Here is a 13,178-nt window from a genome sequence, read left to right on the forward strand (position 1 = left end):
GCCGCTGGGCGAGTCCCGTGTGGAAGCCCCCCTCCGTCAGCGCTGCGCGCTGCCACCTCCCCGTGCCGGGGAGGAGCTAAAGGAGATTCGATCATGAGGATGTTCGGTCGCAAGACCGGGCGGGGGGCCGCGCGTCCTTTGCTCGGATTGGGTTTGGCCCGGTCGGGGGTGCCTTTGACGGGGGCGGCACCGTCCTATGAGAGCCAGGTGCGCGAGGGCTATCTTCGCAATCCGGTGGCGCAGCGCGCGGTGCGCATGGTCGCGGGCGGGCTGGCCGATGCGCCGCTCACCGCGTCGCATCCCGAACTGGTCGCGCTGGTCGCGGCGCGCAGTGAGGGGCAGGCGCTGCTGGAGACGGTGGCGACGCATCTGCTGCTGCACGGCAATGCCTATGTGCAGATCCTGCGCGATGCCGAGGGAGACGTCGCCGAGCTGTTCGCACTGCGTCCCGAGCGGGTGACGATGGAGCTGGACGCGAGCGGCTGGCCCGCCGCCTATCTCTACCGCGCGGGCGGTCGCGTGACGACGCTGCCGGTCGATCCGGTGAAGCCGTTGGTGGTGCATCTGAAAAGCTGCCACCCGCTCGACGATCATTACGGGCTGGGCTGTCTGGGCGCGGCGGCGGGGGCGATCGCGATTCACAATGCCGCCGCCGCCTGGAACCGCGCGCTGCTCGACAATGCGGCGCGGCCTTCGGGGGCACTGGTCTATGATCCGGGCGATGGCTCGACGCTGACCCCCGACCAGTTCGAGCGGCTGCGTACCGAGATGGAGGGCTTTGCGGGCAGCGGCAATGCGGGGCGGCCGCTGCTGCTGGAGGGCGGGCTGAAGTGGCAGGCGATGAGCCTGACGCCGGCCGAACTCGACTTCATCGCGGCCAAGTCGTCGGCGGCGCGCGAGATCGCGCTGGCGTTCGGAGTGCCGCCGATGCTGCTCGGCCTGCCCGGCGACAATACCTATGCCAATTATCGCGAGGCGAACCGCGCGCTGTGGCGACAGGCGATCCTGCCGCTGGCGGGCGGAATCCTGAGCGGGCTGGCGCAGGGACTGGCGGGCTGGTTCGAGGGCGTCAGCCTGTCGGTCGATATCAACCGCGTCACCGCGCTGGCCGAGGAACGGCAGATGCTTTGGGCCATGGCGGCGAGCGCCGATTTCCTCGATCCGGCGGAGAAGCGCCAGATGGTCGGCCTGTCATGAGCGGGGACGTTCTGGCGCGGCTGCTGGCGCAGGCGGCGGACAGCGGCGCGGACCTCGTCACGCTGCGCGCCGTGGCGGAGGAGGCGGGTGAGCTGGGCGCGACGCGGGCGCTCACCCGGCTGGGCCTCGCCGATCCGCAAGCGGCGGAGGATGTCGCCGAACTGCGCGAGCTGCTGTCGGCTTGGCGCGAGGCCAAGTCGTCGGTGTGGAAAAGCGCGGTCGGCTGGCTGACGCGGTTGCTTGGGGCGCTGCTGCTGGCGGGGATCGCGATGCGGCTGGGGATGGAGGATTGGCTGAAATGAGCCTCTCCTTCACCGGCTATGCCGCGATCTGGGACCGGATGGACCGGGCGGGCGACGTGATGCGACGCGGGGCCTTTGCGGGGGCGGGCGACGTGCCACTGCTCTGGCAGCACCGCGGCGCGGCGATGGGACACATCACCGCCATGGCGGAGGACGATACGGGCTTGGCGGTCGAGGGCGTGGTCGACGACCCCGCGCTCGCCGCTTTGGTCCGCTCCGGCGCGGTGGCGGGGCTGTCGGTCGGCTACCGGCCGCGCGTCGTCCATCAGGGGGCGGCCCGCGCCATCCTGTCGGCCGAACTTATCGAGATCAGCCTGGTGACGGTGCCGATGCAGCCGCTCGCCCGCGTGATTCAGATTTTTACCAAGGGGGAATGATATGGACGTGATCGAACGGCCCGTGCTGGACGGCGCGCGCAAGAGCAGCGGCGCTTTCGACGGCTATGTGCGCAGCGGCACCACCGTCGAGCTGAAGGCCTTTACCGGCACCACCGGCGACAGCGGCGGCTTTGCCGTCCCGCGTGAGATCGACGCGGCGATCGGGTCGGTGCTGCGCAACGTCTCGCCCATCCGCGGCATCGCCAATGTCGTGACGGTCGGCTCGGCGGGGTATCGCAAGCTGGTCACGACCGGCGGCACGCCGTCGGGCTGGGCGAGCGAGACGGCGGCGCGGCCCGAGACGGCGACGCCCAGCTTCGTCGAACTCGCCCCGCCGATGGGCGAGCTTTACGCCAATCCCTCGGCCAGCCAGGCAATGCTCGACGATGCGGCCTTCGACGTCGAGGGCTGGCTGGCGAGCGAGATCGCGACCGAGTTCGCGCGGGCGGAGGGCCAGGCCTTTGTCAGCGGATCGGGTATCAACCAGCCCAAGGGTTTCCTGACCAACCCGGTCTCGACCGCCAAGGACGGCGCGCGCCCCTTCGGCACGCTGCAATATATGCCGAGCGGTGCGCCGGGCGCGTTCGGGGCGGGCGCGGAGGACCGGCTGGTCGAGCTGGTCCAGCTGCTTCGCGCGCCCTATCGTCAGGGGGCCTGTTTCGTGATGAACGCGGCGACCTCGGCACGTATCCGCAAGCTGAAGACGACGGATGGCCAGTTCCTCTGGGCGCCGGGGCTTGCGGCGGGGCAGCCCGCAACACTGCTCGGCTATCCGGTGGTCGAGGCGGAGGACATGCCCGATGTTGCCGAGAACAACTACGCCATCGCGTTCGGCAATTTCCAGGCGGGCTATCTCATCACCGAACGCGCCGAGACCGCGATCCTGCGCGATCCGTACAGCAACAAGCCGTTCGTCACCTTCTACGCCACGCGGCGAGTCGGCGGCTGCGTCAGCGACTCGGAGGCGATCAAGCTGATGAAGTTCGCGACGGCCTGAGCCCCTGAAAAATCGGGGCAGCCGCAAGGGGCTGCCCCGTAGTTCAGGGAGGATGCCGGACCCGGCCGGGGGGCGCGGGGTCGGCATGGCCGGTGCCCAAGGGGGAGGAGGGCAGCGGCTGCCCCACTCTCTGCGCGCCAACTGTGACGCCCGTGTGTCGGACCTGTCGCAACTTGTATCGATGAAGGAGTTTACATGATGAGCGGGACGAAGGAGGCCATGCCCCCGGCGACCGTGACGGCGGCGGCCGGTGCGGTGCGCGCGCTGTTGCGGCTGGAAGAGGGCAATGAGGCGGCGCTGGTCGAGCGAGTCGCGGGCGTTGCGCTGGGGCTGGCCGAATCCTTTTGCGGGCAGATGCTGATTCGGCGGCTCGTCGAGGAGCCGCTGTCGGGATCGGTGGCGTGGCAGGCGCTGGCGGCGACGCCGGTCGCGGCGATCCTGTCCGGCTGTGAAAACGCGATCGACCGGGACGGGCGTGGCTGGGTCCGCACGCGGGAGGCCGTGACGGTGCGCTATAGCGCGGGTCTTGCCGAGGATTGGGACGGCCTGCCGCCCGAGATCGCGCATGGCGTGGCGATCATGGGCGCGCATCTGTTCGACAATCGCGATGCCGCCGCCGTTCCGCCCGCCGCCGTCGCCGCACTTTGGCGGCCATACCGGCGGATGCGGCTCGACGGGCCGAGGCGGGCATGACCGCGCGCGAGGCGCTCAGGGCCGGGCTGATGGCCGCGCTCCGTCCCGCGCTGACGCCGCTGGGCGTGGCGCTGTTCGACGCGGTGCCGGTGCGGGCGAGCGTGCCGCAAGCCGTACTGGGCGAGCCGAGCGACAGCGATTGGGGCGCGGCGGGGATCGAGGGGCGCGAACTGCGGGTCGTGCTGACCCTGACCGATGAGGGGGAGCAGCCCCGGCGCTTACGCACCTGCGTCCAGGCGGCGGAGGCAGTCGGCCTGGCGGACGTGCTGGCGGACGGGTGGCGGGTGGCGGCGCTGAGCGTGACCGCGACCCGCATGGGGAAGACGGGTGCGCGCTGGACGGCGAGCGTCGAATGGCGCGTCCGGCTGTGGCGCGCGGGACAATAGGGGGAATCATCATGGCAATCGAAAAGGGAAGCGCCTTTCTGCTCAAGATCGGCGACGGGGTCGAGCCGCCCGCCTTCGCGACGATGGCGGGGCTGCGCACCACGCAGCTGTCGATCAATGGCGAGACGGTGGTGGTGACGAGCAAGGATTCGTGCGGCTGGCGCGAATTGCTGTCGGGCGCGGGGGTGCGGCATGTCAGCGTGGCGGGCGCGGGCGTGTTCACCGGATCGGCGGCGGAGTCGCGGATGCGCGGCCATGCGCTGGCGGGCACGATCGAGACCTATCGGTTGAGCTTCGAGAGCGGCGGGTCGATGACCGGGCGGTTCCTGGTCACGCGGCTGGATTACTCGGGCGATTTCGGCGGCGAGCGCACCTACACGCTGGCGCTGGAAAGCTCCGGCCCGGTGGTGTCGGCATGAGCGCGAATCCGATGCGCGGCGAGGCGAGCGTTCGGGTCGGCGGCGCGGAGCTGGTGGTGCGGCCGAGCTTCCAGGCCCTGGTCGCGGCGGAAGGCGAACTCGGTCCGCTGTTCGGGCTGGTCGAGCGGGCCGGCGAGGGCAAGCTCTCGCTGGGCGAGGCGGCGGCGCTCATCTGGCATTGCCTGCGCGAGGTGCCCGAGGGGTTGAGCCGCGAGCAGCTGGGCGAGGCGCTGGTCGATCTGGGGCTGGCGGCGCTGGCACCCGTGCTGCGGCAATTGCTGCGCCAGATATTGGGCGGGCGATGACCTTCGCCGAAGCGGCGGCGCGGCTGGCGGGGATGGCGGGCGCGGTGCTGGGCTGGTCGCCCGACCGCTTCTGGCGCGCCACACCGGCCGAGCTTCAGGGAATCGTGACGGCGATGGCGGGCGGTGGTGAGGGTGGCGATCCACCTTCGCCCGCCACGCTCGCCCGCTTGCGGGAGATGTATCCGGATGGATGAGCAGGATTTCGCGCCCCGCATCGACATGCGGGGCTTCGCGGCGGACATGGGGGCCATGCGCGCCGAACTCTCGCGCGGGCTGGGCGATGCGGCGGAGATCGGCGCGCGCTCGGTCGAGGGGGCGCTGCTGCGCGCCGCGCGGACCGGCAAGTTCGGCTTCGAGGAGTTGAAGGCGACCGCGCTGTCGGTGCTCGACCAGATCGCGCGCGTGGCGTTGAAACAGGGGATGGCGTCGGTCGGCGATGGCGGGTTGCTCGGCCTGCTGGGCGGTGTGGCCTCGGGTTTGCCGGGCCGGGCGACCGGCGGGCCGGTATCGCCCGACCGCCCCTATCTGGTCGGCGAGCGCGGGCCGGAGGTCTTCGTGCCGACCAGCAGCGGGCGGGTCGAGACGCTGCGCCCCGGCGGCGCCCCGCGTGACGTCCGTGTGGCGATCACCATCAACGCCGGGGCGGGGGAGGCGGCGGGCGTGCTGCAACGCTCCAGCCGACAGGTCGCAAGGGCGGTACGCGCGGCGCTGGCCGAGGACTGAAACCCCATTCCTCCCCTGCAAGGGGAGGTGGCAGGCCGGAGGCCTGACGGAGGGGTGTCCCGGCCGGTTAGGGCGGTGAAACCCATGACCGGGGACACCCCTCCACCATGCTCCGCATGGTCCCCCTCCCCTTGCAGGGGAGGAAAAGAAGGAATGCTGTCATGCAATATTGCCTGCACGACCAGCGGCGCGAGCAGCGGAGCGACATTCTTTCACGCTTCGACCCGCGCTACTGGACGGTCGATTTTCCGCGCCCGATGATGGCAGCGGTCGTCGCGACCGCACCGGACGCGCTGCGGATCGATGCGGTATTCTACCGTGCCGACGATCTGGCCGGGCTGATCTGGGAATCGGCCGACCGGCACGACCATCCGCTGCTGCGCTACGACACGGCGCGCGACTATCGCGACTGCCGGTTGCGGTTCCGCTGGCGCTCGGGCGGGATCAAGCCGCTGGATGCGCGGCATGGGCCGACGCTGACGATCGAGGGGCGCGATGAAAGCGGCAAGGCCCGTGCCTGGTATGTTCGGCTGTGGAATTACGCGACTGGCACGCCGGAGGATGCGGAGGTCGTGATCGACTTCGCGAACCTCGCAGGCGGGTTCCGATTTCCCGAGGATCGTGATCCCGTCTGGGCTGGCGATGTCGACCGGATGTTCGTCTCACTGGTCGCACCCGATTACGATGCCGGCGCGACGTTCCTCGCCCGGCCGCAGGAGGGCTGGGTCGAACTGACCCGCATCGCCTGTGACGGACCGGGGGCGGTGATCGGGGTCGGCGCGGGCGTTCTGCCCGAACAGGGGTTTCGGATCGCCAGCGGTTATGACGACAGCTATCACCTGACGCCGCAGCGTTTGCTGCGCAACATGCTGCACCTCGGCTATCGCGGCGGCATCGTCCACTATGTCGGCATGAGCCATTATTTCCGGCTCGAACGCAGCGGCGAGGGGCTTTACGCCAGCCTGATGGGCGGCGCGCTGAACGCGGCATGTGCGGCCTGGCATCGCGGCTTTGCCCAAGAGGCGAAGGCGCTGGGGTACGACCTGATCTGGTCGCTCTCCTACGAGCTGTTCGACGCGCATTGCTGGGGGGACTGGAAGCAGCGCTCGGCCGATGGTGCGCCCGCGCTGACCGGCTGGGAGCCGCCCTCCACGCTTCTCAGCCCGGCGCATTCGGGCGCGATGGCCTATCTCCAGGAAGTGGCGCGCGCCTTTCTGGCGATCGGCCAGGCGGCGGGTCTCCCCCCGCAATTTCAGGTCGGCGAGCCATGGTGGTGGGTGCGCCCCTCGGACGGGGCGCCGTGCCTGTACGACGCGGCGGCGGTGGCGGCCTTCGCGCCGGTGCCGATGGCGAGCATGGCGGGCGCGAAGACGCAAGGGCAGCGCGATACGCTCGACCGGGCGGGGGCGTGCCTGGCGGCATCGACGGCGGCGCTGTGTGCGGCGGCGAAGGCGGCGGCACCGGGCTGCGTCACGCATCTGCTCACCTATCTGCCGACCGTGCTCGACCCGCTGGCTCCCGAAGCCAAGCGCGCCAACATGCCGATCGGCTGGGCGAGCCCCGCCTTCGATGTGCTGCAACTGGAGGATTATGACTGGGTGACGGCGGGCGACACCGCCTCGACCCGCAAGGGCGTCGCGCTGGCCGAGGCGCGGCTCGGCTATCCGCCCGCGCGCCAGCATTATCTGTCGGGCTTCGTGCTGCGCGCCGACCAGCGCGGGCAATGGGGCTGGATCGCCCAAGCGGCGGAGGCGGCGCGGGCGCGCGGCGTGGCGCAGACCTTTTTGTGGGCGATGCCGCAGGTGATGCGCGACGGATTCACCTGCTGGGAAGGGGAGGAGGACGAGGTGCAGGCTTTCGACGATGTGCTGTTCCCGCTGGCGCTGGGCCGCGAGGCGGAGGTGACGCCGGGCTTCTCGACCGCGATCCTGACGAGCGCGGGCGGGCGCGAGGCGCGCAATGCCGCCTGGGCGGAGGCGCGGACGACCTATGATGTCGGCCCCGGCATCCGTTCGGCCGAGGACATCGCCGCGCTGCTGGGATTTTTCCGGGCACGGATGGGACCGACGCGGGGTTTCCGCCTGCGCGATCCGTTCGACAGCATGGGCACCGACGAAGCGATAGGCATCGGCGACGGCACCACGCGCCGTTTCGCGCTGACCCGCCATTATGGCGACCAGTCGCGTCGCATCACCCGGCCGGTGGTGGGCAGCGTCTCGGTCAAGGTCGCGGGGCGCAGCGTCACCGGCTTCGGGCTGGAGCCGGGTGGCTGGCTGCTCTTCGACACCGCCCCTGCGGCGGGCGCGGCGATCACCGCCAGCTTCACCTTCGACGTGCCCGTCCGCTTCGCCGAGGACCGGCTGAGCGCGACGCTCGCGGGGTTCCGGGCGGGGGCTGCTGCCTCGGTCCCGTTGGTCGAGGTGCGCGAGGCATGAGTGCCGACACGCTGACGACATGGGTGCTGTGCTGGCGGATCGAGCGGCGCGACGGCGTGACGATCGGGCTGGCGGGCCACGACCATGACCTGTGGATCGAGGGGCTTCGCTATCGCGCCGCACCCGGCCTGACGCCCAGTGCGATCCTGCGCGGCGACGGCCTAGACCCCGATCTGATGGAGGCGTCGGGGGCGCTGACCAGCGCGGCGATCGGCGAACGTGACCTGCTGAGCGGTCGCTGGGATGGAGCGAGCGTCGCGGCGATCGCGGTCGACTGGAGCGGCGAGGCGGCACCCGTGCCGCTGGGGCAGGGGACGATCGGCGCGGTCCAGTTGGGCGAGGGCGGGTTCACCGCCGAACTGCGCGGTGTGGCGGCTTCGCTGGATCGGCCGGTGGCGGAGGAAACTTCGCCCGATTGCCGCGCGTCGCTGGGCGACCGGCGGTGCCGCGTGGCGATGGCGGGGCGGCGGCGGTTCGTGCGGGTGACGGCTTGGGACGGCGAGGTGGCGCTGACCCTCGACGCGGCCGAGCCGGTCGCCAACGCCTATGGCCAGGGGCGGCTGATCTGGTTCGGCGGCGACAATGCCGGGCTGGAGGCGATGGTCGCGCGGTCCGAGGGGAATCGGCTGTGGCTGTCCGCCGCCCCTGCTTTTGCGGTCGCAGCAGGCGCGCTGATCGAACTGGTCGAGGGGTGCGACAAGCGGCTGGAGACCTGCCTGTCGCGCTTCGGCAATGTCGTGAACTTTCGCGGCGAGCCGTTCCTGCCCGGCATCGACCTGCTGACCCGCTATCCCGGCGCATGACCCCCGAGGTCATGAACGGCGTAGAGGCGGCGGCGCGGGCGCTGGTCGGCGTGCGGTTCCGGCTGCACGGGCGCGATGCGGTGCATGGGCTGGACTGTGTCGGTCTGGTCGCGCTGGCGACGGGGCGGGATGCGCCGACCGGCTATGGCTGGCGCAGCGGGGATGAGGGGCGGGTGGCGGCGCTGCTCGATGCCGTATTCGCGCGCTGCGGGGATCAGGCGGGCGCGGTTGTGCTGATGCAGGCCGGGCCGGGCCAGCTGCATCTGGCGATCCGGGTCGGCGACGGGATCGTCCACGCCGATGCGGCGCTTCGCCGCGTCGCCTGGCGGCCGGGAGCGCCGCCCTGGCCGATACTGGGATATTGGAAGGGGGAGGGGTAATGGCGACCTTGGTCTTGGGCACGGTGGGGCGTGCGCTGCTGGGGCCGGTGGGCGGCGCGATCGGCGCGCTGATCGGCAATCGGGTCGATCATGCGGTGCTGGGTCCGCCGCGCCGCCAAGGCCCGCGTCTGGCCGAGCTGTCGGTGCAGACCTCCACCTACGGCACGCAGATACCCGCCGTCTTCGGCACGATGCGCGTCGCCGGGCCGGTGATCTGGGCGACCGATCTGGTCGAGGCGCGGGGGCTGACCGGCGGCGGCAAGGGGCGGCCGGGCACGGAAAGCTACAGCTACTCCGCCAACTTCGCGGTCGCCTTGTCGGGGCGGGCGATCCGGCGGGTCGGGCGAATCTGGGCCGATGGCCGGTTGCTGCGGGGGAGCGCGGGGGACTTCAAGGTCGCGACCGGCTTTCGCCTCCATGAGGGCACGGAGGACCAGTCGGTCGACCCGCTGATCGCCTCGATCGAGGGCGCGCGGGCGTCGGCCTTTCGGGGCATCGCCTATGCGGTGTTCGAGGGGCTGGCTCTGGCCGAGTTCGGCAACCGTATCCCGCAACTGACCTTCGAGGTGGAGGCCGATTCCGGTCCCGTCTCCTGCGACGGGATCGCACGGGCGCTGTCGCCTGCCGTGCGGCCGGGCGATGCGGGGATGCGCGTGGCGGGCTTTGCCGCAAGCGGGGGCAGCGTGCGCGCGGTGCTGGAGATGCTCGCCGGGATGAGCGGCGGGCAATGGGTCGCCGAGGGGGCGGGCATAGGGCTGGCCGTGCCGGGGGGCGGGGCCGGACAGGTCATCCGCGACGAAGGGATGGGCGCGGACGGACCGGGGCGGCGCGGCGTGCGCGAGATGGCGGGCGAGGGCGTGGTGCCCGCCAGCGTCACGGTCGCCCATTACGACCCGGCCCGCGATTATCAGATCGGGGTGCAGCGCGCCCGTCGCCCCGGTGGGGTGCGGGACGACAGGGTTGAACTGGCCGCCGCGCTCGATGCCGCGACAGCACGGACATTGGCGCAGGACCGGCTGGTGCGCCACGACGTGGAGCGGGTGCGGCGTATCGTGACGCTCGGTCCCGAGGCGCTGGCCATCGCACCGGGCAGCATCGTGCGGATCGATGGAGAGGCGGGGCGCTGGCGCGTGACCGAGGCGGCGTGGGAGGCGATGGCGGTCCGGCTGAGCTGCGTGCCGCTGGGGCAGGGCGGGCCGATCCTGCCCGCCTCGCCCGGCCGGATCGCGCGGGCGGCGGATCGGGCGGTCGGCACGACCCGGCTGATCGCGTTCGAGGCGCCTCCGCTGACCGACGAACTGCTCTCGGCGCCGCGCCTGTCGGTGGTGGCGGCGGGTGGCCCCGGCTGGCGACAGGCGGAACTGGCCTATAGCCTCGACGACGGTGCGAACTGGACGGCGCTCGGCCCGACCGCGCTGCCCGGCATCATCGGGGTGGTGCGCGCGGTGACGCCCGGCGGTGGCAGCGCCCTGGTCGATGATCGGGGAATGTTCGACGTGCAACTGGCCGAGGATCTGGCGGATGCCGACGACGCCGCGCTGGATGCGGGCGCGAATCTTGCCTGGATCGATGGCGAGCTGTTCCAGTTCGCCCAGGCACGGCCGCTGGGTGACCGCCACTGGCGGCTGAGCGGCTTGCGGCGCGGGCTGCGTGGGACGGAAGCGATGATCGGGCAGGCGGTGCCCGGCGCCCCCTTTGTCCTGATCGCCCCCGGTTCGGTGCGGACGCTGGACGTGCCGGTCGCGATGCTGGGCCGCAGCGTGCGTTTCCTCGCGCATGGTCTGGGGGATCCGGTCGAGGGCGTCCAGGCCTCGGTCGCGGTGACCGGCCTGTCCGTCCTGCCGCCGTCGCCGGTCGGCTGGCGGTGCCGTCGCGGGGCGGACGGACGCGTCGCCCTCGGTTGGACGCGGCGGAGCCGGATCGGCTGGCGCTGGCTGGACCGGGTGGATGCGCCGCTGGGCGAGGAGGCGGAACGCTACCGCATCACCATCGGCGACCGGGTCGAGGAACTGACCGCACCCATGTGGAGCGGCACGGTGGCGGACGGAACGCGGGTGGCGATCCGGCAGGTCGGGACCTGGGGCGCCTCGGCGCCGCTGGTCGGATTCGTGGGGGAGGGATGATGACGACGAACGACACGCCGCGCTGGATGTTGCCGCTGCTGGCGGCGGGGCAGGCGCAGAAGGAGCTGACCCATAACGAGGCGCTGAGCCTGCTCGACTTGGTCGTGCAGCCTTGCGTCGAGGCGGTCGGGGTGAATGCGCCGCCCGGAGCGCCGCTGCCGGGCCAGGCCTGGATCGTCGGCGACCGGCCGCAGGATATCTGGACGGGCCGTGCCGGAATGATGGCAGGCTGGACCGATGGCGGCTGGCGATTCCTGGTTCCGCAGCTAGGATTGTCGGTGTGGAGCCGGGGCGATGACTGCCGCTGCGAATGGGACGGAAGCCGGTGGCGGCTGGGCCGTGTCGCCGCCCGGACGCTGGAGATCGAGGGAAAAAAAGTCGTTGGCGCGCAACGACCGGCCATCGCGCCACCGGCTGGTGGTCAAGTCGTTGATTCTGAAGCACGTTTGGCGTTGAATGCGATCATCGCAACGCTGCGCGACCATGGTCTGGTGGCCTCTGGCTGACCGAAAATCTGTGCTTTTAATGCCACAGTCGGGGGCTTTTGTTTGCTTGCGTGGAAACCAACGCTCCGATAGTGGGTTTGCGCTGTCCGTAGTGACAACCAAGAAAGGGGACTATGATGCGGAAGCTTGCCATTGTTCTGGCACTCGCCTCCACCGCTCTGGCTTCGCCTGCCCTCGCCCGCGACAAGTCGTGGTACGTCGGCATCGAAGGCGGCGGGATGATCGTCGAAGACATCGATTATGATGTCACCGGCGCGGGCCGTAGCGGCGTTGCCACCGTCGACCATGACTATGGTTATGACGTTGACGGCGTGATGGGTTACGATTTCGGCGGTTTCCGTCTGGAAACCGAAGTCGGCTATCGTCGTGCGACGGTTGACGGCTTCAGCTCGACCACGCTGACCAACACCGGCATCGGTGCTGGCACCGTTCCGGCTGGCAGCTACAACTATGCCGGTGGCTCGACCTCGGCGCTCAGCTTCATGCTGAACGGCTTGCTCGACTTCGGTGCCGACGACGGCATCCAGGGCTTCGTCGGCGGCGGTGTCGGTGTGGCTCGCGTCAAGGCGAACTATGCCCTCAACAACCGCGCTGACTTCCTGAACGACTCGGACACCGTGTTCGCGTGGCAGGCTCTGGCGGGCATCCGTGCTCCGCTGACCGACCACATCGATGCGACGCTGAAGTATCGCTTCTTCAACGCCGAGAACGTCAAGCTGGTCGACGTCGCCAACAACACGCATGACGGCCGTTTCCGGTCGCACTCGCTGCTGGGTGGCGTGGCGTACAACTTCGGTGAGCCGGCTGCTCCGCCGCCTCCGCCGCCGCCCCCGCCGCCCCCGCCGCCTCCTCCCCCGCCGCCCCCGCCGCCGGCTCCCGAGGCCGTGCCGTGCTCGCCGGGTCCGTTCATCGTGTTCTTCGAGTGGAACAAGTCGGACATCACCCCGGAAGCAGCGTCGATCCTCGACAACGCGATCACCCAGTACCAGAGCTGCGGCAATGCCCGCGTGATGGTTGCAGGCTTCACCGACACGTCGGGTACGCCGAAGTACAACATGGGTCTGTCGCAGCGTCGTGCCGACGCGGTGAAGGCGTACATGACCTCGCACTCGATCCCCGATGGCTCGATCGCCACGGAAGCTTTCGGCGAACAGCGCGACAAGCTGCGCGTTCAGACCGCCGACGGCGTCCGCGAGGTCCAGAACCGTCGCGTCGAGATCACCTACGGTCCGGGCGCTGGCCAGTAAGCCACGCTCAACCCAGGTTGATTGCGAAAAGAGGGAGGTCGGCGAAAGCCGGCCTCCTTTTTTGTTGTCCGGAATGCGAGGCGGGCTTTCACAAGCCTCATGCGACGAGCGTCACCGCGCCCACCATGCCGAAGTGGTGGCGTATCGACCGCCGCGATTCCTTATTCCGTCGTCCCTCACAAAGGGTCGCGCAGATATGCCCTTTATAAAATCAAGGGCATAGAATGGGATGAGATCAAGCTGATCCACCCCTCCCCTTCAGGGGAGGGGCAGGGGGTGGGGCGG

16 protein-coding genes are annotated in these 13,178 nt (G+C 70.5%); all 16 read left to right on the forward strand.

All coding sequences use genetic code 11. From position 1 onward, the window contains the following. The first annotated feature begins 93 nt into the window (after positions 1–93). The 16 genes from SP5_RS15885 to SP5_RS15960 all read left to right on the forward strand — a co-directional run bounded on the left by SP5_RS15885 (position 94) and on the right by SP5_RS15960 (position 12,893). Positions 94–1,197, forward strand: a complete 1,104-nt coding sequence (locus SP5_RS15885; protein ID WP_042490573.1) for a phage portal protein — start codon at positions 94–96, stop codon at positions 1,195–1,197. Beyond that, on the forward strand, positions 1,194–1,499 hold the full coding sequence (locus SP5_RS15890; RefSeq protein ID WP_042490574.1) for a DUF6127 family protein: 306 nt from the start codon (positions 1,194–1,196) through the stop codon (positions 1,497–1,499). Before SP5_RS15885 ends, SP5_RS15890 begins: the two co-directional genes overlap by 4 nt. After that, positions 1,496–1,876, forward strand: coding sequence for an HK97 family phage prohead protease (locus tag SP5_RS15895; RefSeq protein ID WP_042490575.1), 381 nt, complete (start codon positions 1,496–1,498; stop codon positions 1,874–1,876). Before SP5_RS15890 ends, SP5_RS15895 begins: the two co-directional genes overlap by 4 nt. 1 nt (position 1,877) lies before the next feature. After that, entirely contained in the window at positions 1,878–2,873 is a 996-nt protein-coding gene (locus tag SP5_RS15900; RefSeq protein ID WP_042490576.1) for a phage major capsid protein, read from the forward strand. 198 nt (positions 2,874–3,071) lie between these two features. Beyond that, complete coding sequence (locus tag SP5_RS15905) at positions 3,072–3,566, forward strand: head-tail connector protein (protein ID WP_245613518.1); 495 nt, start codon at positions 3,072–3,074, stop codon at positions 3,564–3,566. Further along, positions 3,563–3,952 carry a tail completion protein gp17 gene (gene gp17, locus SP5_RS15910; RefSeq protein WP_042490578.1) on the forward strand — a complete coding sequence of 130 codons (390 nt, stop codon included), beginning with the start codon at positions 3,563–3,565 and terminating at the stop codon, positions 3,950–3,952. Before SP5_RS15905 ends, gp17 begins: the two co-directional genes overlap by 4 nt. Before the next feature lie 11 nt (positions 3,953–3,963). Further along, entirely contained in the window at positions 3,964–4,371 is a 408-nt protein-coding gene (locus SP5_RS15915; protein WP_042490579.1) for a phage major tail protein, TP901-1 family, read from the forward strand. Continuing rightward, positions 4,368–4,676, forward strand: coding sequence for a gene transfer agent family protein (locus SP5_RS15920; RefSeq protein ID WP_084220731.1), 309 nt, complete (start codon positions 4,368–4,370; stop codon positions 4,674–4,676). The genes SP5_RS15915 and SP5_RS15920 overlap by 4 nt, the downstream gene beginning before the upstream one ends. Then, positions 4,673–4,870 (forward strand): phage tail assembly chaperone, encoded by a 198-nt coding sequence (locus SP5_RS15925; RefSeq protein ID WP_042490581.1) that lies wholly within the window; start codon positions 4,673–4,675, stop codon positions 4,868–4,870. Before SP5_RS15920 ends, SP5_RS15925 begins: the two co-directional genes overlap by 4 nt. Then, complete coding sequence (locus SP5_RS15930) at positions 4,863–5,399, forward strand: tail tape measure protein (protein WP_042490583.1); 537 nt, start codon at positions 4,863–4,865, stop codon at positions 5,397–5,399. The genes SP5_RS15925 and SP5_RS15930 overlap by 8 nt, the downstream gene beginning before the upstream one ends. Positions 5,400–5,560: 161 nt before the next feature. After that, positions 5,561–7,834 (forward strand): DUF2460 domain-containing protein, encoded by a 2,274-nt coding sequence (locus SP5_RS15935; protein WP_042490584.1) that lies wholly within the window; start codon positions 5,561–5,563, stop codon positions 7,832–7,834. After that, entirely contained in the window at positions 7,831–8,637 is an 807-nt protein-coding gene (locus SP5_RS15940; RefSeq protein WP_042490585.1) for a phage/gene transfer agent baseplate hub protein, read from the forward strand. Before SP5_RS15935 ends, SP5_RS15940 begins: the two co-directional genes overlap by 4 nt. Next, the gene (locus SP5_RS15945; protein WP_042490586.1) at positions 8,634–9,017 is read left to right on the forward strand and encodes a hypothetical protein; all 384 of its coding nucleotides are present in this window, start codon (positions 8,634–8,636) and stop codon (positions 9,015–9,017) included. The genes SP5_RS15940 and SP5_RS15945 overlap by 4 nt, the downstream gene beginning before the upstream one ends. Continuing rightward, positions 9,017–11,140, forward strand: coding sequence for a phage tail protein (locus SP5_RS15950; RefSeq protein ID WP_042490588.1), 2,124 nt, complete (start codon positions 9,017–9,019; stop codon positions 11,138–11,140). Before SP5_RS15945 ends, SP5_RS15950 begins: the two co-directional genes overlap by 1 nt. Continuing rightward, positions 11,140–11,646, forward strand: coding sequence for a DUF2793 domain-containing protein (locus SP5_RS15955; protein ID WP_042490592.1), 507 nt, complete (start codon positions 11,140–11,142; stop codon positions 11,644–11,646). The genes SP5_RS15950 and SP5_RS15955 overlap by 1 nt, the downstream gene beginning before the upstream one ends. Positions 11,647–11,762: 116 nt before the next feature. After that, positions 11,763–12,893, forward strand: a complete 1,131-nt coding sequence (locus SP5_RS15960; protein WP_042490593.1) for an OmpA family protein — start codon at positions 11,763–11,765, stop codon at positions 12,891–12,893. Positions 12,894–13,178: the final 285 nt, after the last annotated feature.

This window comes from Sphingomonas parapaucimobilis NBRC 15100, from assembly GCF_000787715.1.
Lineage (GTDB): Bacteria > Pseudomonadota > Alphaproteobacteria > Sphingomonadales > Sphingomonadaceae > Sphingomonas > Sphingomonas parapaucimobilis.

Excerpts from the sequence above, each read along its gene's own strand:
- SP5_RS15885 (WP_042490573.1), top strand. The coding sequence starts at position 94 with ATGAGGATGTTCGGTCGCAAGACCGGGCGGGGGGCCGCGCGTCCTTTG.
- SP5_RS15890 (WP_042490574.1), top strand. The coding sequence starts at position 1,194 with ATGAGCGGGGACGTTCTGGCGCGGCTGCTGGCGCAGGCGGCGGACAGC.
- SP5_RS15895 (WP_042490575.1), top strand. The coding sequence starts at position 1,496 with ATGAGCCTCTCCTTCACCGGCTATGCCGCGATCTGGGACCGGATGGAC.
- SP5_RS15900 (WP_042490576.1), top strand. The coding sequence starts at position 1,878 with ATGGACGTGATCGAACGGCCCGTGCTGGACGGCGCGCGCAAGAGCAGC.
- SP5_RS15905 (WP_245613518.1), top strand. The coding sequence starts at position 3,072 with ATGAGCGGGACGAAGGAGGCCATGCCCCCGGCGACCGTGACGGCGGCG.
- gp17 (WP_042490578.1), top strand. The coding sequence starts at position 3,563 with ATGACCGCGCGCGAGGCGCTCAGGGCCGGGCTGATGGCCGCGCTCCGT.
- SP5_RS15915 (WP_042490579.1), top strand. The coding sequence starts at position 3,964 with ATGGCAATCGAAAAGGGAAGCGCCTTTCTGCTCAAGATCGGCGACGGG.
- SP5_RS15920 (WP_084220731.1), top strand. The coding sequence starts at position 4,368 with ATGAGCGCGAATCCGATGCGCGGCGAGGCGAGCGTTCGGGTCGGCGGC.
- SP5_RS15925 (WP_042490581.1), top strand. The coding sequence starts at position 4,673 with ATGACCTTCGCCGAAGCGGCGGCGCGGCTGGCGGGGATGGCGGGCGCG.
- SP5_RS15930 (WP_042490583.1), top strand. The coding sequence starts at position 4,863 with ATGGATGAGCAGGATTTCGCGCCCCGCATCGACATGCGGGGCTTCGCG.
- SP5_RS15935 (WP_042490584.1), top strand. The coding sequence starts at position 5,561 with ATGCAATATTGCCTGCACGACCAGCGGCGCGAGCAGCGGAGCGACATT.
- SP5_RS15940 (WP_042490585.1), top strand. The coding sequence starts at position 7,831 with ATGAGTGCCGACACGCTGACGACATGGGTGCTGTGCTGGCGGATCGAG.
- SP5_RS15945 (WP_042490586.1), top strand. The coding sequence starts at position 8,634 with ATGACCCCCGAGGTCATGAACGGCGTAGAGGCGGCGGCGCGGGCGCTG.
- SP5_RS15950 (WP_042490588.1), top strand. The coding sequence starts at position 9,017 with ATGGCGACCTTGGTCTTGGGCACGGTGGGGCGTGCGCTGCTGGGGCCG.
- SP5_RS15955 (WP_042490592.1), top strand. The coding sequence starts at position 11,140 with ATGACGACGAACGACACGCCGCGCTGGATGTTGCCGCTGCTGGCGGCG.
- SP5_RS15960 (WP_042490593.1), top strand. The coding sequence starts at position 11,763 with ATGCGGAAGCTTGCCATTGTTCTGGCACTCGCCTCCACCGCTCTGGCT.